The organism is Mannheimia massilioguelmaensis, assembly GCF_000940515.1.
Classification (GTDB): Bacteria; Pseudomonadota; Gammaproteobacteria; order Enterobacterales; family Pasteurellaceae; genus Basfia; species Basfia bettyae.
In genome coordinates, this window is the sequence record NZ_CDQL01000006.1 from 258,150 (window position 1) to 275,569 (window position 17,420).

Consider the following 17,420-nt stretch of genomic DNA (forward strand, 5'->3'; position numbering starts at 1 on the left):
CCTTGGCTAATATCAAGTCAGCAAAAAAACGTGCGGTTCAATCTGAAAAACGCCGTCAACACAATGCAAGTCAACGTTCAATGATGCGCACAGCGATCAAAAAAGTTTACGCAGCAGTAGCAGCAGGTGAAAAAGCCGCAGCACAAGCAGCATTCTTAGAAATGCAAAAAGTTGTAGACCGTATGGCTTCTAAAAACTTAATCCACGCTAACAAAGCAGCTAACCACAAATCTAAATTAGCAGCTCAAATCAAAGCATTAGCGTAATTTAAAAGTTTTTAAAATTGAATAAAAGAAAACCGCACTTTAACGTGCGGTTTTTTATACTTAATGATTTTCAAAAAACGAAATCATAAAACAATATTATCACTTATATCGGCGACGTCTGCGATGAAATGTTAATGACGGACTAACCTTGTTCTCCTTTACAGGTTGCGGAGCTAATTCTAGTTGAACACGTCTTGTACGGCGATAATGGCTTAAAAAATAATGCACTGAACTGGCTAACACCACTCCAGCCAGAAAAACAATAATTAACTCACCGTATAGACGATGAAATAACTGATTAATTTTATTTTGTGTCGTTTGCCCATATTTATTATCAAAAGTTACTCGCAAGAATCCTTCCACACCATTTGATGAATAAACTGGCTCAACAATTTGTTGTCCATCATTAGATTCTATATGGCGTTGCTCATGATCTAAACCAAGTTGATTACGCAGTGCAAAAGCATTACGTGTTTGAGCTAATAATTCGCCAGTATTATTATAAATAGATGCATCTAATACAAATTGATTTTTCTTTAATTGTTCTAAATTATCAGTTAAACGTTCTGTACTCGCATTATTTACCAATAACATGGAAAATAGATTGGCCTGCTGACGAACCAATAAGTGAGATAAGTTCGATACCTGATTAACACTGGCAAGCTGTGAGCCGATTTTAAATTGATTCACACCAAATAAAATTACCGCCATAATCAGCACGCAGAGTGCAATAATCAGTAAAATCATTGATGATTTCATGACCTTTTCTTTGATGATATGCAAATTATTTCCCCAAAAGCATAAAGCAATATATTATTGTAGCATTTAGACAATTAAGCGTTAAGATTACCATAATAATACCACAGGATCTTTTAAATTATGCAAACAAGCAAATTGATTAGCTCAAACATTGAAGATATTAAGCAACATTACTCTCCCTTTCCCTGCCGATTCAATACAACTCAAGTAGCATCTAATGGCTGTGATTATTTTATTTTATTTGGCACTAATTTAGGCATTGAAAAACTACAAGCTTTCCAACAAAAGTGCGGTGAGAATTTTCAAATTTTTGATTGTTGGAACGAATTACATAATATCGTTATATTACTAAAAGGTCATTGGCAAAAAGATTATGAAAATCATGCATATACTTTACATTTAGATGTAGCCAAAATCGACTTTCATGTAAACCTGACTCAACCTGGTTTGCTCGTAATGGATATGGATTCCACTGCCATTCAAATTGAATGTATTGATGAAATTGCTAAATTAGCAGGCTCAGGAGAAGAGGTTTCGAAAATTACGGCAGCTGCAATGCGTGGTGAATTAGATTTTGAACAAAGCTTACGTCGTCGTGTTGGAACATTAAAAGATGCACCTGAAAGTCTCCTACAACAAGTGTGTAAAAACTTACCTTTAATGTCAGGCTTAAAAGAAATGGTTGAAATCTTAAAACAACATCAATGGCGTATCGTCATTGCCTCTGGTGGTTTTACTTATTTTGCTAATGATCTAAAAGAAAAATTAGGATTAGATGCGGCAGTGGCTAATCAATTTGATATTGTAGACGGTAAACTTACAGGCTTACTCAAAGGCGATATTGTCCATGCTCAATATAAAGCAGATACCTTGCTGTACTTCGCTAACCAATTTAATATTCCGATTAAAAATACCGTCGCGATTGGTGATGGGGCGAATGATTTAGCTATGATGAAGATAGCTAACTTAGGTGCTGCCTTCCATGCCAAACCAAAAGTACAACAACAAGCACAAGTTGTGGTAAACTTTGCGGACTTAACTGCACTTATCTGTTTATTAAGTGCTAGTACAAAAATTAAGAATTTATCATTATAGGAGAAGAACAATGCCATCATTTGATATTGTGTCAGAAATTACTATGCATGAAGTACGTAATGCCGTTGAAAATGCACAGCGTGATTTAAGTAACCGTTGGGACTTTAAAAATGTTCAAGCCTCTATTGAGTTAAATGAAAAAACAGAAAGCATTAAATTATCTACTGAATCTGATTTCCAATTAGAGCAATTATTAGATATTTTACGTAATGCTTGTATTAAACGAGGTATTGATTCAACATCTTTAGATATTCCAACTGAATTTGAACATAGCGGTAAAACTTACAGTAAAGAAGTAAAATTAAAACAAGGTATTGAATCAGAGATGGCTAAAAAATTAACCAAACTGATCAAAGATAGTAAATTAAAAGTTCAAACTCAAATCCAAGGTGAACAAGTTCGTGTAACAGGTAAATCTCGCGATGATTTACAAGCCGTTATTCAATTAGTCAAAGGTGCAGAACTAGGTCAACCTTTCCAATTCAATAATTTCCGAGATTAATTAAAATAGTAAGCCTATCTAATCATCAGATAGGCTTATTCCCTCATATTAATGATGCTTAACCGCTATAATTAGATTTTGCTTAAATCTACTAATGCATCACGGGTAATATCACTGATTTTCTGGTTGCTGGTGAGGGTCATTGCCACTTTCATCTCTTTCAAGAAGATATCGAGTAAGTTTTCAACACCTGCTTGGCCTGCCGTACCTAGAGCGTAAACAAATGAGCGACCAATCATCGTACAGTCTGCTCCCAACGCCAACATACGTACCACATCTAAACCATTACGAATACCTGAATCGGCAAGGATTTTGATGTCACCTTTCACTGCATCTGCAATACTTGGTAACGCTTTAGCGGAAGAAAGCACGCCGTCTAACTGGCGACCACCGTGGTTCGACACGATAATCCCATCAGCCCCGAAACGTACTGCATCTTTCGCATCTTCAGGGTCAAGAATGCCTTTGATCACCATCGGACCGTCCCAGAATTCACGGATCCACTCTAAATCTTTCCACGAAATAGAAGGGTCAAAGTTTTCTGTCAGCCAGCCGATATAGTTATTCAAATCAATCGGCTTTTTCATATATTCAGACACATTACCGAGCGTATGCGGTTTGCCTTGAATGCCCACGTCCCATGCCCAGAATGGGTGAACCATTGCTTGCAACACACGGCGAATATCTTTGTAAGGACCACTCATTCCAGAATGATTGTCACGGTATCTTGCTCCTGGTGTTGGCATATCAACAGTAAATACCAGCGTTGAGCAACCTGCCGCTTTCGCACGCTCAAGGGCGTTTTTCATAAAGCCACGGTCTTTTAATACATAAAGTTGGAACCACATAGGGCGTTTAATCGCTGGAGCCACTTCTTCAATCGGGCAAATTGACACTGTTGAAAGCGTAAAAGGAATGCCTTTTTTATCTGCTGCTTTCGCTGCTTGCACCTCACCACGGCGAGCGTACATTCCCAATGCACCCACTGGTGCAAGAGTTACAGGCATTGAAAGCTTTTCGCCGAATAGATCGATACTGGTATCTAATTGCGACATATCTTTTAATACACGTTGACGCAAAGCAATATTTTCCAGATCTCTCACATTACGACAGAGAGTCTGTTCTGCATAAGACCCTCCATCAGCATAATGAAACATAAATGGTGGAAGACGACGTTTAGCCGCTCGACGATAGTCGTTTGCAGATGAAATAATCATTTAAAGACCTCATTAATCAATGATAAAAATTAACAATAGCTTAACATATTAATACAAATAAGAATCAATATCTTTTATATTATGAGGCATCGATCACATTTTTGTTAAATAAATGTAGAAAAATTACCCATATAAAATATTTAATTAAATTTTGAGGTGCTTTTTATTGGTGGATTTAATGCCTCTATATGGCACTTAGAACAATAATAAAAAAGGCTAAACTCTTTTTGTAAAGTCTAGCCTGATAAAACCTTGTTGAATACAATAAAACTTTTAAATGGTCCCCCCTGCCGGACTTGAACCAGCGACCAAGCGATTATGAGTCGCCTGCTCTAACCAACTGAGCTAAGGGGGGAAGTTTATGTTTTTTAAAAAGTGCGGTGATTATATTGAAATATTTGCTATAAGTCTAGAACTGAGTCAAATAATTGATGTAATTTCAAACAAATAAGGCCTAGAAAACTAGGCCTTATTTTAAATTATTCATCAAGGAAACTACGTAATGTCTCTGAACGACTAGGATGACGCAATTTACGTAATGCTTTTGCTTCAATTTGACGAATACGTTCACGTGTTACATCAAATTGTTTACCCACTTCTTCTAAGGTATGATCGGTATTCATATCAATACCAAAACGCATACGTAACACTTTAGCTTCACGAGGAGTCAACCCTTCAAGCACTTCGTGAGTAGCTGCTTTTAAGCTTTGTGCCGTTGCAGAATCTAAAGGAAGTTCTAAAGTACTATCCTCGATGAAATCCCCTAAATGTGAATCATCGTCATCACCAATTGGCGTTTCCATTGAAATTGGCTCTTTAGCAATCTTAAGCACTTTACGTACTTTATCTTCCGGCATTCCCATACGTTCTGCTAACTCTTCTGGTGTTGCCTCACGCCCCATTTCCTGTAACATTTGACGAGAAATGCGGTTTAGCTTATTAATAGTTTCAATCATATGAACAGGAATACGAATAGTACGTGCTTGGTCAGCAATTGAACGAGTAATTGCTTGTCTGATCCACCATGTTGCATAAGTAGAGAATTTATAGCCACGGCGATATTCAAATTTATCTACTGCTTTCATCAAACCAATATTACCTTCTTGAATGAGATCTAAGAATTGTAAACCACGGTTCGTATATTTTTTTGCAATAGAAATTACTAAACGTAAATTTGCTTCAACCATTTCTTTTTTCGCACGACGTGCTTTTAATTCACCCTGTGCGATACGCTCACCAATATCACGGATTTGTTGTACCGTTAAATTAGTATCTTGTTCAATTTGTTGTAAACGACCGATAGAAATACGAATATCTGGTGCACGTTGTTGTAATTTTTCGACAAATGGTTTCTTGCCATCTAATAATTTATCTAACCAAGCTTCTGAATTTTCTTTACCAATAAAGGCTTTTAAGAAATCTTCTTTTGGCATTTTGGCATAATCAACAGCTAAACGTTGAATTTGGCGTTCTTCTGTACGTACACGTTTCATAATGGTACGCATTGAAAGAACCAAAGTATCAAATTGACGCGGGACTAGGCGAAATTGTGTGAATATATCAGATAATGCCTGAATTTGTTCTTTAGATTTTTTACCTGTACGACCATGTTTAGCAATTGTTGCTAAAGTTTTCTCACATTGTTCTTTTAAGGCAGTAAATTTTTCACGTGCAACTTCAGGATCAATTGAATTATCACCATCATCACTAGAAGAATCACTATCATCACTTTCTTCATCATCTTCATCGTCTAAAGCATCAGTATCTACTTCAGCCTCGTCTGATAATTCATCCTCTAATTCTGAAAGATGCTCCTCTTCTGCAATGGCATTAGGATCCACAAATCCCGTAATAATATCGGCTAAGCGGACTGAACCATCCTCGACTTGTTCATATTGTTCAATTAAATAGGCTAAGGCTTCTGGATATTCTGCTACCGCACTTTGAACTTCATTGATACCATCTTCAATACGTTTAGCAATATCAATTTCACCTTCACGAGTTAGAAGTTCCACACTTCCCATTTCTCGCATATACATACGTACTGGATCAGTAGTGCGTCCAAGTTCAGCTTCAACACTAGATAATACTTGCGTTGCTTCTTCTACAGCATCTTCATCAGCAATATTTTCATTTAGCATTAAATCATCAGCATCGGGAGCACTATCTAGCACCTGGATACCCATGTCATTAATCATTTGAATTATGTCTTCAATCTGATCCGTATCAACAAGTTCTTCTGGAAGGTGATCGTTAACCTCAGCATAAGTTAAATAACCTTGCTCTTTCCCTTGGGCGATTAACAATTTCAATTGAGATTGTGGATTATGATCCATATATGACTTCCGCCTTTGATAAATTTAGTTATATATAAAGATAAAATGCAAATATTTTCGATTTTACCACTGTTAAGATTGATTAACTATTGTTTTATTGTCGTTGAGCTAATAATTGTGCTAATTCTTGTTTTTCCTCTGAGGATAAACCTGTACTACGATCTTTAGCAATCAATCTTTCAATATTTTGGTCCGTAAATTGGACATAAAGATAAAGCAATGTTTCCAAGAAAGTCTCTTGGATTTTATCTTCCGTGATTAAATGATCCCAAGTTGCCAAAATTTCAAGGGGTTTACTGTATTTTGAATCACGCCAATATTCCAAAATTTGTCCCATACTCATACCTACATGTTCACGACAGAGATGAGTTAACGCATAGAACAAATCAAAACCCGGTTCCTTTAAAGACTTTAAAGGCTCTAAGTCATAATCTAATTGAGATAATTCAGGATTTTGTAGCAATAAACCAATTAATAAACGCATTGGAGTACGTTTCACTGCAGGTGTTTTGTCAACTTGAGGTTCTGCTTTATCTATTTTACTCGGAATTAAACTCTCCAACTGAGATTGATCAATAATCCCTAATTTTTGTGCTAATAAATTACGTAAATACAAACGTAACATTTGACCTGGAATACGTTTGATTAATGGCACGGCTAAAGCCGCCAATTTACTCTTACCCTCTTTGCTAGAAAGATCCACTTGAGCCACTAAATGAGCAAACATAAAGTCACTCAATGATTGAGCCTTTTGTAAATATTCTTCAAAACCTTGTTTACCATATTGACGAATATAAGTATCAGGATCTTCGCCATCAGGTAAGAAAATAAATTTCAATTGGCGACCATCTTCCAAATATGGTAGAGCATTTTCTAAGGCGCGCCATGCGGCATCACGTCCAGCTCTATCGCCATCGTAGCAACAAACAATTTGTTCAGTAACACGGAAGGCTTGTTGAATTTGCTCAGGCGTTGTTGCTGTACCTAATGATGCAATCGCATAATCCACCCCAAACTGTGCTAAAGCCACTACGTCCATATAGCCTTCCACCACCAATAACATTTCAGGTGTTTCATTGGCTTGTAACGCTTCATATAGACCGTAGATTTCATTACCTTTATGGTAAGTCACAGTTTCGGGGGAATTTAAATATTTAGGACGTTCATCCGTAAGTACTCGCCCTCCAAATGCAATCGTTCTACCTCGACGATCTCGAATAGGGAACATAATACGGTTACGGAAACGATCATACACATCACCTCGCTCATTACGAGATAACATGCCTAAATCAAATAATTTCTCTTGGTCTGAACGATTTTTAGCAAATTGGCGTAACACTGAATTAAAGCTATCAGGTACAAATCCAATAGCAAAACGTCGTATAACCTCTTCTGATAATCCTCGTTTTTGTAAATATGCTTGAGCTGGAATACTAATAGGTAATTGTTGCTGATAAAATTCACTAATCTCTTCCATCAAGCTATATAAATCACGCTTGTTTTGAAAGTGCGGTTGGTTTTTATCAAATTTTTCATTGCTTGGCTCTCGAGGTACTTCTAAGCCAAGAAAATTAGCTAATTCTTCAACAGCCTCTAAAAACTCTAACTTATCGTATTCCATCAAGAAACCAATGGCATTACCATGAGCTCCACAGCCAAAACAGTGATAGAACTGCTTATTTTTACTGACTGTAAAAGAAGGTGTTTTTTCATGGTGGAATGGGCAGCAAGCTTGATAATTATTTGTGCCTGCTTTTTTAAGTTTTACTCGTGAATTGACAACATCCACTATATCAGCTTTAGCTAGAATATCATTGATGAATGTACGGGGAATAGGCACGCCCATGAGTCAACCTCGAATAAAATAGAGAAATATTACATAATATTACAATGAACAAAACCGTGATTCCCTTGTATTCTTATCTTTCAAGGTATCACGGTTTGTTGAACTCGAGTTTAATTAAATGAAAATTTAATTAGTATAAACGTGTATTACGAGCATTTTCACGAGCTACACGTTTTGCATGACGTTTAGCACGAGTTGCATTTTCACGTTTACGAATAGTTGTTGGTTTTTCGTAGAATTCGCGACTGCGAACTTCTGCTAAAATACCTGCTTTTTCGCAAGAGCGTTTAAAACGACGTAATGCAACGTCAAATGATTCGTTTTCACGTACTTTAATTACTGGCATATGCCATCACCTCTAAAAATAATAATTTGATAATAAGTTTAGTTAATTTTGCAAAATTACTGAGCAACTTACTCAATAAGGTCCGTGATTTTAATCTAAACTTATACTAAAAGTAAAGTATTGATTTACTGTTTTATCAGCAATTGTCCCTTTGCCACTCAACAAAAGCTAAAAAGTGCGGTAGAATTTGCAAAAATTTTTAATTAGAAAACGAATCTAAGAGACTCTCAATGCGAATTTTAGGAATTGAAACATCCTGTGATGAAACAGGTGTAGCGATTTATGATGAAGAAAAAGGTCTTATTGCTAACCAACTCTATACTCAAATTGCCTTACATGCTGAATATGGTGGTGTCGTGCCTGAATTGGCATCACGCGATCACATCCGTAAAACTGCACCATTAATTAAAGCGGCATTAGAAGAAGCCCATTTAACTGCACAAGATATTGATGGCATTGCTTATACCTGCGGACCAGGTTTAGTGGGGGCATTATTAGTAGGTTCAACGGTTGCTCGTTCACTGGCTTATGCATGGAAAGTGCCTGCAATTGGTGTTCATCATATGGAAGGGCATTTATTAGCTCCGATGCTTGAATTACCTGAAAATCGACCGCAGTTTCCTTTTATAGCCCTATTAGTTTCGGGCGGACACACACAATTGGTGAAAGTCGATGGCGTAGGCAAATATCAACTAATGGGTGAAAGCATTGATGATGCAGCTGGCGAAGCCTTTGATAAAACCGCAAAATTACTGGGATTAGATTATCCTGGCGGTGCAGCTTTATCACGTTTAGCCGAAAAAGGCACCGCAGGACGGTTTATTTTTCCAAAACCTATGACCGATAGACCAGGATTAGATTTTAGTTTTTCAGGTTTAAAAACTTTTGCTGCCAATACCATTAATCAGTGCATTAAAAATGAAGGTGAGCTGACGGAACAAACTAAAGCAGATATTGCTCATGCTTTCCAAACTGCTGTGGTAGACACCTTAGCTATAAAATGTAAACGCGCACTTAAAGAAACAGGCTATAAAAGCCTTGTTATTGCTGGTGGCGTAAGTGCTAACAAACAATTACGTAAAGGCTTAGCACAATTAATGGAAAGCTTAAACGGTCGTGTTTTCTATCCTGCCCCGCAATTCTGTACAGATAACGGTGCGATGATTTCTTATGTAGGTTATTTACGTTTAAAACATGGAGAACGAGCGGATCTTGCTATTGATGTAAAACCTCGTTGGCCAATGATGGAACTTAGCGAAATTTAATATGGCAAAACTCTATTTTTATTATTCAACAATGAATGCAGGCAAATCGACTACCCTACTTCAATCAGCTTATAACTATAATGAACGCAATATGAACACCTTGGTTTATACTGCTGCCATTGATGATCGTTTTGGGCAAGGGCGAGTCACCTCACGTATTGGCATTAGCCAACAGGCGAATTTATTTAGCCACGACACAAATTTATTTGAAGAGATTAGCCAACATCTTAAGCAAGAAAAATTACATTGCATTTTAGTTGATGAAGCACAATTTCTCACTAAAACACAGGTATACCAACTCAGTGATGTCGTAGATGAGCTTAATATTCCTGTTTTATGTTATGGATTACGAACTGATTTTCAAGCGGAATTGTTTGAAGGCAGTAAATACCTGTTAGCTTGGGCTGATCAATTAGAAGAATTAAAAACTATTTGCCATTGTGGGCGAAAAGCAAACTTCGTTTTACGCCTCAATGAACAAGGTAATGTAGTTAAAGATGGTGCACAAATTCAAATCGGCGGAAATGACCGATATATTTCTGTATGTCGCCTACACTATAAACAAGCAATAAGTAAAGCATAAAATTATGAAAGTTAGACATGAGTCACAAAAATAAAGAAAAGATCTTTTTTTTTACAATTGTAAGGGCTAGAATGAAATCAGTTGTTGTAAAAATAAACAAAAAAGAGGTTATTATTATGAAAAAACTTATGTCTTTAATTCTTGCTAGTGCTTTCGTCTTAGCTCTTACAGGTTGTGAAACAACAAAAGGTGTGGGTAAAGATATCCAACACGCAGGTGAAAAAGTAGAACAAGTTGTGACTAAATAATTATTCACTCAATTACCATATTATAATAAAGGCAGGTTTATACCTGCCTTTATCAATGAAATTATTTTCCCTTCCATAATATAAGCCAAATTTTCAAAATACTGACCGCACTTTACTCTACTTCTAAAACTTATAGCCTAATTTCCGTTGTATATCATATGTTCAACTTTTCTAACCATCAATATGATAGCCACCTACAAAAAATGTTAAATCATAGTGAAGTTTGATTATTCCGAGGTCTATTTTAGATATAAAACTTATGAAACTATAATAACACAATTTTATTGGAACTAGAACTTCTGGCAATTTTGAGCTAATTAACCACTGAAAAGCGATTATGCATAAACTTTTTACTTATGTCCAATTTTCAGATGCGATTCGGAGATGAACGAATAGGAATGTTTAATTACAACCCCAAACATATTAAATTAGACTAAAAAAATACTGAGCCTTGCATAATGCAAGAACTCAGTAGTTATTAACTCTAGGATTTTTTAGATCTGTTTCTTAGCTGTTGCTTTGCTAGATCTAAAATTAAAGAATATCTAATAATTCAACTTCAAACACTAATGGACTAAATGGAGGGATTGATGCGCCAGCACCACGCTCACCATAAGCTAATTCTTGAGGAATAGCTAAACGCCATTTTGAACCAACTGGCATTAATTGTAAGGCTTCAACCCAGCCAGCAATTACGCCGCCTACTGGAAATTCAGCAGGTTGACCACGACTTACAGAACTATCAAATACTGTGCCATCAGGCAATGTACCTGTATAATGAACTCGTACAGTATCATTACGAGTTGGAATTTTACCCGTACCTTCAACTAAAACTTCATATTGCAAACCAGAATCCGTTACCTTAATACCTTCTTTTTTTGCATTTTCAGTTAAAAATGCTTGGCCTGCAAGTTTGATTTCTTCAAATTTAGCTTGTGCTGCTTCTTGTGCTTTTTGTTGTAATGTTTGTAATGCTTGACTCACTTCGTTTAAATCTAATGCTGGTGAATGATGATTTAATGAATCATAAATACCTTTCGCTACGGCTTCAGGTGTGACATCTAACTGGCTATCTAATAACTGTTGACCAATTTGTAAACCCACACCGTATCCGCCTTTCGCTGATACACTTTCCAAACTAACTGAATCAAAAAATTGTTTTGACATAATATTTTTCCTAATTTCAAATGGTTATTTAAATAAATTGATATATGAAACTATATTTCTAATTCAAGAAATCATAAGCCTATTTTTTATAAGCAAGTAGTTCACCGACACGTGTAATAGTATCCACCTGTAAATAATCGGCTAATTGTACTGCATCTTTTGGAAATAAATTGATCACTGTTGATCCCAATTGGAATGCTCCCATTTCCTGACCTTTAAGTAAGGTAATTTGTTCTGCATCATAATTCCAAGTTTTGATTTCATTATGGCGAGGTGGGTTAATTACCCCAGCCCATGTTGTACTGATACTCGCTGTAATCGTTGCTCCAACAAGGATTTGAATCATTGGACCAAATTTAGTATCAAATAAACAAATCACACGCTCATTACGAGCTAATAAATTTGGAATATGTGTATTTAAAAATGGATTTACTGAAAATAACTCACCAGGAACGTAGATCATTTTTCTGATTGTGCCATCACAAGGCATATGTACACGATGATAATCTCGAGGCGATAAGTAAGTGGTAGCAAACTCGCCATTTTTAAATAAATCAGCGAGTTCTTCATCACCTGCGAGCAACTCTTTTAAGCTAAAACTATGACCTTTTGCTTGTAACAACAAATCATCATCAATATGACCACATTGGCTAATTCTTCCATCCGCAGGCAAGCACATAGCATCATTATTTTGATTAATTGGTCGAGCATTAGGTTTTAATTTACGAATAAAAAACTCGTTAAAAGTAGCATAGTCAGAGAAATTCTCTTTTTCTGCTTCGCCCATATTAATATTATATTTTTTAGCAAATGCTTGAATGGCTAAATGGGTAATTTTGCTCCATTTTTGCTGTGCAAACCAACCTGCAAATTGAGTTAAATAAATTTGCGGCATAGCATATTGAAAAGCAACTTTTAAACGTTGCCAATAAGTAATTTTAGACATAATTTAGATTTCCTTACTAAAAATAGGCTTGATTATAACAATAATTGAGTTTGTGCCAATGTTTTTCAAGATATTAATTAAAAAGAGATGAAAAAACATGTAAAATTCTATAGGTTTTAATATGAAGTTATTGGAAATCTGATACAAAATATTTATTAAACATATTAGAATTTAGTATATCAACTTTAATAATTTAGATTATTAATAAAAAAATAGTAATTTCCTTTGACTATTTTTCTATCTAAAGGTAATATTTGCGCCCTATGCAAAAGGTAAAACTACCCCTAACTGTTGACCCAGTTAAAGATGCTCAACGTCGATTAGACTATGTAGGCTATTACACAGCCGATCAATTAGTGCGTCTTTCTGAGTCTGTCAGTAAAGTGCTCAGCGATGCACAGGTAACATTATCATTTTTCATTGATCCACAAAAATTAGTGGTAATTAAAGGGCTAGCCCAAGTTGATGTTGAATTAGAATGTCAGCGTTGTGGTCTACCATTTAAGCAAACAGTAGAATGTACTTTTTGCTATAGCCCTGTGGCTAATTTGGATAAAATTGATGAATTACCTGAGATTTATGAGCCGATTGAATTCAATGAATTCGGTGAAATAGATTTGGTTGGTACAATTGAAGATGAATTAATTTTGACTCTGCCTATTGTGCCAATGCATTCATCTGAACACTGTGAAGTGTCCGTGGCTGAACAGGTTTTTGGCGAATTGCCCGAAGAGTTGGCAAAAAAACCGAACCCGTTCGCTGTATTAGCTAATTTAAAGCAAAAGTAAATTTAGGAGTATAGCCAATGGCTGTTCAACAAAATAAAAAATCTCGTTCACGTCGTGATATGCGTCGCTCACATGATGCACTAACTACTGCTGCAGTATCAGTTGATAAAGCAAGTGGTGAAACGCATTTACGTCACCATGTAACTGCTGATGGTTACTATCGTGGTCGTAAAGTGATTAATAAGTAATTATATTTATTACTAATAAGGTAATCACTTGAGCCGTCTAACCCTTGCGTTAGATGTGATGGGCGGGGACATTGGTCCCCGTACTACTATCCCTGCATCAATAAAAGCGTTGGAAAAAGATCCAATGCTATCTCTCTTATTGTTTGGAGATAACCAACAAATCACTCCTCTCTTGGAACAAGTTCCAAGCAACCTCAAACAACGTCTTACTATTTGCCACTGTTCTCAGGTAATTGAAAATAATCAAGGTCTTTCTTATGCATTACGTCATAGCAAAGGCACTTCTATGCGATTAGCAATTGAAGCAGTTCAAAAAGGCGAAGCTAAAGGTTGTGTGAGTGCGGGAAATACAGGTGCGTTAATGGGGCTCTCAAAAGTTATTCTGCAACCTTTAAAAGGAATTGATCGCCCAGCTCTTGTTTCATTATTACCTACGATGGACGGTAGACGTAGCGTGATGTTAGATTTAGGAGCTAATATAGATTGCAATGCTAAAAACTTATATCAATTTGCCTTAATGGGAGCAATATTTGCTGAGAATCAACTAAATTTACTGTTTCCACGCATTGCTTTATTAAATATCGGTATTGAAGATATAAAGGGTTACAAATCTATTCGTGAAGCAGCCCAATTATTGGCAGCAGATACAACTCTCAATTTTACAGGCTTTATTGAAGGCAATTATTTATTAAATGGTAAAGCTGATGTGATCGTTAGTGATGGATTTGCAGGGAATATCGCACTAAAAACCCTTGAAGGTGCAGCTAAAAATGTCATTAGCTTAGTGAGAGGTCAATCTCAAAACCATCGATTAAAACCTATTTTTAATTGGTTAATAAAATTACTATTTAAAGATAGTTATTTACGCTTAAAAAAAATCAATCCAGATCAATACAATGGTGCATCTTTGATAGGATTAACCGCAGTTGTGGTAAAAAGTCATGGCTCTGCTAACATTGAAGCATTTAGCCATGCAATTCAAGATGCCGCCTTACAAGCTCGTCAAGATATTCCAAATAAAATCTTGGCAGGTCTACAAAAATATTAAAATTAAGACAATTACGAACATAACGAGAATATTATGTACAGTAAAATTTTAGCAACCGGTAGTTACTTACCAACTCAAATACGTACTAACGCCGATTTAGAAAAAATGGTGGAAACATCTGATGAGTGGATTTACACTCGCTCAGGTATGAAGGAACGCCGTATTGCAGCTGCTGATGAAAGTGTTGCAAGCATGGGCGCAAAGGCAGCAGAAGCCGCCTTAAACATGGCTAATATCGATCCACAAGAAATTGAACTTATTGTCGTTGGAACCACCACTAATTCTCATGCCTATCCAAGTGCTGCTTGTCAAATTCAAGGTTTGTTAGGTATCAAAGATGCAATTTCATTTGATGTTGCCGCAGCTTGTACAGGCTTTGTTTATGCTCTTGCGGTAGCGGATCAATTTATTAAATCAGGTCAAATTAAAAAAGCCTTAGTGATTGGTTCCGACCTGAACTCTCGTCACTTAGATGAAACTGATCGAGGCACTGTCGTTTTATTTGGTGATGGTGCAGGAGCAACGATCTTAGAAGCAAGTACAGAATCAGGCATTATCTCAACACATCTACATGCTTCTGCTGATACTGAAAATATGCTAGTTCTTCCTAATATTGAACCGAAACAAACAGGAACTGGCTATATTTCAATGCAAGGTAATGCAACTTTTAAACTTGCCGTAGGACAATTATCAAGCGTTGTTGAAGAAACTTTAGAAAAAAATAACTTACAAAAATCTGATTTAGATTGGTTAGTTCCACATCAAGCCAATATCCGTATTATTTCAGCTACGGCAAAAAAATTAGAGATGGATATGTCGCAAGTTGTATTAACCGTTGAAAAATATGGCAATAATAGTTCTGCAACGGTGCCTATCGCATTGGATGAAGCCGTTCGCGATGGAAGAATTCAACGAGGTCAATTGCTGTTATTAGAAGCATTTGGTGGTGGTTGGACTTGGGGTTCGGCACTAATTCGTTTTTAATATACACATTTCATCCTCTATACTTTTGAGGTTTTGCTTAATATTTTACATACAATATAGGAAATATAATGAAAAAATTCGCAATGGTTTTCCCTGGTCAAGGTTCACAAACTGTGGGTATGTTAGCTGAATTAGCAGAACAATTCCCTATTGTTCAGGAAACATTCCAACAAGCATCAGAAGTGCTTGGTTATGATTTATGGCAATTAGTACAACAAGGCCCCGCTGAAGAATTAAATAAAACTTGGCAAACTCAACCCGCTCTTCTTGCTGCTTCAGTTTCAATTTATCGTGTATGGCAAGAACAATATCCAAATCTAAAACCAGAGCTTATGGCTGGACATAGTTTAGGTGAATACTCTGCTTTAGTATGTGCAGGTGTAATTGATTTTCAAGATGCAATCAAACTTGTTGAATTGCGTGGTAAATTAATGCAACAAGCGGTGCCAGAAGGCACTGGTGCAATGTATGCTATTATTGGCTTAGATAATGAAATTATTATCAAAGCATGTAAAGATGCGGAACAAGGTGAAGTAGTTTCAGCAGTAAACTTCAACTCACCAGGACAAGTTGTTATTGCTGGTAATAAAGCAGCAGTTGAACGTGCGGCTGTTGCTTGTAAAGAAGCTGGTGCTAAACGAGCTTTACCATTAGCAGTTAGTGTTCCTTCACATTGTGCTTTAATGAAACCTGCTGCCAATCAATTAGCCGTATCCTTAGAAAGTATTACATTTAAAGCACCAAGCATTGCAGTGATTAATAATGTAGATGTAAAAACTGAAACTGATGCTGAAACAATTCGTAATGCGCTTGTTCGTCAATTATATAGCCCGGTACGCTGGACAGAATCCGTGGAACGTATGGCAAAAAATGGAATTGAAGTGCTCATTGAAATTGGTCCTGGCAAAGTATTGACAGGGTTAACTAGCCGTATTGTAAAAGAATTATCTGCACAAGCCGTTAATGATGTAAAAACATTAAACGCCGTGACAGAAATTTTAGCTTAATCTTAAGTGAATTGGATTAAACAAGGTTATTGGTAAAATTTATCAAAAATATACCGCACTTTTGGAAAAATCTATTTTATAAATAATCAGGGAGATAATATGCAAAATAAAATCGCATTAGTTACAGGTGCAACTCGTGGTATTGGGCGTGCAATTGCCGAAGAATTAACGGCTCAAGGTGCATTTGTTATTGGCACGGCTACATCTGAAAAAGGTGCAGAAAGCATTTCTGTTTATTTAGGTGAAAAAGGCAAAGGCCTAGTATTAGATGTGGCTAACCAAGAATCTATTGATTCAGTATTAGAACAAATCAAAAAAGAGGTTGGAGATATTGATATTCTTGTTAACAATGCAGGAATAACTCGTGATAACCTTTTAATGCGAATGAAAGATGATGAATGGTTTGATATTATGCAAACGAATCTTACTTCAGTATATCGGTTATCAAAAGCAATGTTACGCAGCATGATGAAAAAACGTTTTGGTCGTATCATCACTATTGGTTCTGTTGTAGGTTCAAGCGGTAACCCAGGTCAATCAAACTACTGTGCAGCTAAAGCGGGCTTAATTGGTTTCAGCAAAGGTCTAGCAAAAGAAGTAGCTTCGCGAGGCATTACCGTTAATGTGGTTGCTCCTGGTTTTATTGCGACAGATATGACAGAAGTATTAACAGATGAACAAAAAGCAAGCATTTTAACCAATGTTCCAGCGGGTCATCTAGGCGAGCCTAAGGATATTGCTAAAGCAGTAGCCTTCCTAGCGTCTGAAGATGCAAGCTACATTACAGGAACAACATTACATGTAAATGGCGGACTTTACATGGCGTAAC

At 36.4% G+C, this 17,420-nt stretch carries 19 protein-coding genes and 1 tRNA gene; 12 read left to right on the forward strand and 8 right to left on the reverse strand.

The window, feature by feature from the left end:
* Positions 1-2: 2 nt before the first annotated feature.
* Entirely contained in the window at positions 3-266 is a 264-nt protein-coding gene (gene rpsT / locus BN1226_RS05980) for a 30S ribosomal protein S20 (RefSeq protein ID WP_005759828.1), read from the forward strand.
* 99 nt (positions 267-365) lie between these two features.
* On the opposite strand, the gene BN1226_RS05985 is transcribed toward rpsT, so the two are convergent.
* Entirely contained in the window at positions 366-1,049 is a 684-nt protein-coding gene (locus BN1226_RS05985; RefSeq protein ID WP_044470402.1) for a YtjB family periplasmic protein, read from the reverse strand.
* A gap of 96 nt (positions 1,050-1,145) precedes the next feature.
* On the opposite strand from BN1226_RS05985, the gene serB reads away from it, so the two are divergent.
* Both serB and BN1226_RS05995 read left to right on the forward strand, forming a co-directional pair.
* Complete coding sequence (gene serB / locus BN1226_RS05990) at positions 1,146-2,120, forward strand: phosphoserine phosphatase (protein ID WP_044470403.1); 975 nt, start codon at positions 1,146-1,148, stop codon at positions 2,118-2,120.
* A 10-nt stretch (positions 2,121-2,130) separates the two neighbouring features.
* Positions 2,131-2,622 (forward strand): YajQ family cyclic di-GMP-binding protein, encoded by a 492-nt coding sequence (locus BN1226_RS05995; RefSeq protein ID WP_044470404.1) that lies wholly within the window; start codon positions 2,131-2,133, stop codon positions 2,620-2,622.
* A 71-nt stretch (positions 2,623-2,693) separates the two neighbouring features.
* On the opposite strand, the gene lldD is transcribed toward BN1226_RS05995, so the two are convergent.
* From lldD to rpsU, 5 genes are all read right to left on the reverse strand, one after another.
* Positions 2,694-3,839, reverse strand: coding sequence for an FMN-dependent L-lactate dehydrogenase LldD (lldD, locus tag BN1226_RS06000; RefSeq protein ID WP_044470405.1), 1,146 nt, complete (start codon positions 3,837-3,839; stop codon positions 2,694-2,696).
* A 278-nt stretch (positions 3,840-4,117) separates the two neighbouring features.
* A tRNA-Ile gene (locus BN1226_RS06005) sits at positions 4,118-4,194 on the reverse strand.
* A 124-nt stretch (positions 4,195-4,318) separates the two neighbouring features.
* Complete coding sequence (rpoD, locus tag BN1226_RS06010) at positions 4,319-6,175, reverse strand: RNA polymerase sigma factor RpoD (protein ID WP_044470406.1); 1,857 nt, start codon at positions 6,173-6,175, stop codon at positions 4,319-4,321.
* A gap of 94 nt (positions 6,176-6,269) precedes the next feature.
* Positions 6,270-8,021 carry a DNA primase gene (gene dnaG / locus BN1226_RS06015; RefSeq protein ID WP_044470407.1) on the reverse strand — a complete coding sequence of 584 codons (1,752 nt, stop codon included), beginning with the start codon at positions 8,019-8,021 and terminating at the stop codon, positions 6,270-6,272.
* Positions 8,022-8,151: 130 nt separating this feature from the next.
* Positions 8,152-8,367, reverse strand: a complete 216-nt coding sequence (rpsU, locus tag BN1226_RS06020; RefSeq protein ID WP_005717672.1) for a 30S ribosomal protein S21 — start codon at positions 8,365-8,367, stop codon at positions 8,152-8,154.
* A gap of 230 nt (positions 8,368-8,597) precedes the next feature.
* Between rpsU and tsaD the strand changes: the two genes are divergently transcribed.
* The 3 genes from tsaD to BN1226_RS06035 all read left to right on the forward strand — a co-directional run bounded on the left by tsaD (position 8,598) and on the right by BN1226_RS06035 (position 10,463).
* A complete protein-coding gene (gene tsaD / locus BN1226_RS06025) occupies positions 8,598-9,632 on the forward strand; it encodes a tRNA (adenosine(37)-N6)-threonylcarbamoyltransferase complex transferase subunit TsaD (RefSeq protein WP_044470408.1) in 1,035 nt (344 codons plus the stop codon).
* A 1-nt stretch (position 9,633) separates the two neighbouring features.
* Positions 9,634-10,215 carry a thymidine kinase gene (locus tag BN1226_RS06030; RefSeq protein ID WP_005759862.1) on the forward strand — a complete coding sequence of 194 codons (582 nt, stop codon included), beginning with the start codon at positions 9,634-9,636 and terminating at the stop codon, positions 10,213-10,215.
* 116 nt (positions 10,216-10,331) lie between these two features.
* Positions 10,332-10,463 carry an entericidin A/B family lipoprotein gene (locus BN1226_RS06035; RefSeq protein WP_040596266.1) on the forward strand — a complete coding sequence of 44 codons (132 nt, stop codon included), beginning with the start codon at positions 10,332-10,334 and terminating at the stop codon, positions 10,461-10,463.
* Positions 10,464-10,997: 534 nt separating this feature from the next.
* Here BN1226_RS06035 and BN1226_RS06040 read toward each other — a convergent pair.
* A complete protein-coding gene (locus BN1226_RS06040) occupies positions 10,998-11,630 on the reverse strand; it encodes a BamJ family beta-barrel-assembly machinery protein (protein ID WP_044470409.1) in 633 nt (210 codons plus the stop codon).
* 79 nt (positions 11,631-11,709) lie between these two features.
* Positions 11,710-12,576, reverse strand: coding sequence for an archaetidylserine decarboxylase (gene asd, locus BN1226_RS06045; protein ID WP_044470410.1), 867 nt, complete (start codon positions 12,574-12,576; stop codon positions 11,710-11,712).
* Between the two features lie 263 nt (positions 12,577-12,839).
* Between asd and yceD the strand changes: the two genes are divergently transcribed.
* The 6 genes from yceD (at position 12,840) to fabG (ending at position 17,419) form a co-directional block, all read left to right on the forward strand.
* Positions 12,840-13,364: a 23S rRNA accumulation protein YceD gene (gene yceD, locus BN1226_RS06050; RefSeq protein ID WP_040596260.1), complete on the forward strand. Its 525-nt coding sequence runs from the start codon at positions 12,840-12,842 to the stop codon at positions 13,362-13,364.
* 17 nt (positions 13,365-13,381) lie between these two features.
* On the forward strand, positions 13,382-13,552 hold the full coding sequence (rpmF, locus tag BN1226_RS06055; RefSeq protein ID WP_005544470.1) for a 50S ribosomal protein L32: 171 nt from the start codon (positions 13,382-13,384) through the stop codon (positions 13,550-13,552).
* A gap of 28 nt (positions 13,553-13,580) precedes the next feature.
* Entirely contained in the window at positions 13,581-14,600 is a 1,020-nt protein-coding gene (gene plsX, locus BN1226_RS06060; protein WP_044470411.1) for a phosphate acyltransferase PlsX, read from the forward strand.
* 33 nt (positions 14,601-14,633) lie between these two features.
* A complete protein-coding gene (locus BN1226_RS06065) occupies positions 14,634-15,584 on the forward strand; it encodes a beta-ketoacyl-ACP synthase III (protein ID WP_044470412.1) in 951 nt (316 codons plus the stop codon).
* 68 nt (positions 15,585-15,652) lie between these two features.
* Complete coding sequence (gene fabD / locus BN1226_RS06070) at positions 15,653-16,591, forward strand: ACP S-malonyltransferase (RefSeq protein ID WP_044470413.1); 939 nt, start codon at positions 15,653-15,655, stop codon at positions 16,589-16,591.
* A 99-nt stretch (positions 16,592-16,690) separates the two neighbouring features.
* Positions 16,691-17,419, forward strand: a complete 729-nt coding sequence (gene fabG, locus BN1226_RS06075; protein WP_044470414.1) for a 3-oxoacyl-ACP reductase FabG — start codon at positions 16,691-16,693, stop codon at positions 17,417-17,419.
* Position 17,420 lies beyond the last annotated feature (1 nt).

Excerpts from the sequence above, each read along its gene's own strand:
- serB (WP_044470403.1), top strand. The coding sequence starts at position 1,146 with ATGCAAACAAGCAAATTGATTAGCTCAAACATTGAAGATATTAAGCAA.
- BN1226_RS05995 (WP_044470404.1), top strand. The coding sequence starts at position 2,131 with ATGCCATCATTTGATATTGTGTCAGAAATTACTATGCATGAAGTACGT.
- lldD (WP_044470405.1), bottom strand. The coding sequence starts at position 3,839 with ATGATTATTTCATCTGCAAACGACTATCGTCGAGCGGCTAAACGTCGT.
- rpoD (WP_044470406.1), bottom strand. The coding sequence starts at position 6,175 with ATGGATCATAATCCACAATCTCAATTGAAATTGTTAATCGCCCAAGGG.
- dnaG (WP_044470407.1), bottom strand. The coding sequence starts at position 8,021 with ATGGGCGTGCCTATTCCCCGTACATTCATCAATGATATTCTAGCTAAA.
- rpsU (WP_005717672.1), bottom strand. The coding sequence starts at position 8,367 with ATGCCAGTAATTAAAGTACGTGAAAACGAATCATTTGACGTTGCATTA.
- tsaD (WP_044470408.1), top strand. The coding sequence starts at position 8,598 with ATGCGAATTTTAGGAATTGAAACATCCTGTGATGAAACAGGTGTAGCG.
- BN1226_RS06030 (WP_005759862.1), top strand. The coding sequence starts at position 9,634 with ATGGCAAAACTCTATTTTTATTATTCAACAATGAATGCAGGCAAATCG.
- BN1226_RS06035 (WP_040596266.1), top strand. The coding sequence starts at position 10,332 with ATGAAAAAACTTATGTCTTTAATTCTTGCTAGTGCTTTCGTCTTAGCT.
- BN1226_RS06040 (WP_044470409.1), bottom strand. The coding sequence starts at position 11,630 with ATGTCAAAACAATTTTTTGATTCAGTTAGTTTGGAAAGTGTATCAGCG.
- asd (WP_044470410.1), bottom strand. The coding sequence starts at position 12,576 with ATGTCTAAAATTACTTATTGGCAACGTTTAAAAGTTGCTTTTCAATAT.
- yceD (WP_040596260.1), top strand. The coding sequence starts at position 12,840 with ATGCAAAAGGTAAAACTACCCCTAACTGTTGACCCAGTTAAAGATGCT.
- rpmF (WP_005544470.1), top strand. The coding sequence starts at position 13,382 with ATGGCTGTTCAACAAAATAAAAAATCTCGTTCACGTCGTGATATGCGT.
- BN1226_RS06065 (WP_044470412.1), top strand. The coding sequence starts at position 14,634 with ATGTACAGTAAAATTTTAGCAACCGGTAGTTACTTACCAACTCAAATA.
- fabD (WP_044470413.1), top strand. The coding sequence starts at position 15,653 with ATGAAAAAATTCGCAATGGTTTTCCCTGGTCAAGGTTCACAAACTGTG.
- fabG (WP_044470414.1), top strand. The coding sequence starts at position 16,691 with ATGCAAAATAAAATCGCATTAGTTACAGGTGCAACTCGTGGTATTGGG.